The organism is Mesorhizobium sp. M7A.F.Ca.US.005.03.2.1, assembly GCF_003997795.1.
Taxonomy (GTDB): domain Bacteria; phylum Pseudomonadota; class Alphaproteobacteria; order Rhizobiales; family Rhizobiaceae; genus Mesorhizobium; species Mesorhizobium ciceri.
Map to the genome: position 1 here is coordinate 1 of NZ_RZRP01001387.1, position 901 is coordinate 901.

Below are 901 nucleotides of genomic sequence, written 5' to 3' on the forward strand. Positions count from 1 at the left end.
GCGACAAGGAAAAACTGTTCGTCGCTGTGGTCCGTGATCTGACCGAACGTTGCAATGCCGGAATCTTCGCCACCATTGCCACCTTCCCCGATCAGCCGGGGGATCTCGAAGCCGACCTGATCGGCTTTGCGGTGCGCTTGAATCAGAATTGCATCTGCAACCGCGATGGAAAATTCCTGCGCAAGCTGATCCAGACCGAAGGCGAGCGCTATCCCGAACTGTTTGCCGAATGGCGCGAACAGGGACCGGGCAGGACATGGCCGGCAATCGCCGCCCGCTTCGCCCGCCTCGCCTATGGCGGCTATCTCACGATCGAGGACCCGGACGTGGCGGCACGCCAGTTCCTTGGCCTCGTCAATGCCGAACTGCAGACCACCTTCATGCTTGGCGGCTCGCCGCGCGAGGACGAGGTGCTGCGATCCGCGACCAATGGCGTGCGTACCTTCCTGCGCGCCTTCGGCAAGCGCCGCTCCGCGGCATCGTCCGAAAAGCAAAGCGCGCTCGCCAGCGCCTGAGCGATCAAATCGCTGGCAATAGTCTTCGCTTCCGCGCGAGGGTGATCTATATGCGGTTTACGCCGCGCTCAAGCTTGATTACAGCTATGCGGACGATTCAACGGAACCCGACCGCCACATGGCCGACGACCACATCCGCTACGACATTCTGGCCCAGGAGGCGTTGCGCGGCGTCATGCGCAAGGTCCTGGCCGAGGTCGCGCGCACCGGCCTCCCCGGCAACCACCACTTCTTCATCACCTTCCTGACCGGCGCGCCGGGCGTACGCGTGTCTTCGCGGCTGCGCGAGCGCTATCCCGAGCAGATGACCATCGTCATTCAGTTCCAGTATTGGGACCTGAAGGTGACCGATACCGGCTTCGAGGTTGGCCTGTCCTTCTCCGATG

General features: G+C 62.7%; 2 protein-coding genes. Both read left to right on the forward strand.

Translation table 11 applies throughout. The features are described from left to right. Window positions 1-515, forward strand: a 515-nt coding sequence (locus EN991_RS37965; protein ID WP_127370618.1) for a TetR/AcrR family transcriptional regulator C-terminal domain-containing protein, incomplete at its 5' end; no start/stop codon positions are given. 118 nt (window positions 516-633) lie between these two features. Then, window positions 634-901 (forward strand): ClpXP protease specificity-enhancing factor SspB (locus EN991_RS37970; protein ID WP_245461198.1); only part of this gene is annotated, 268 nt, incomplete at its 3' end.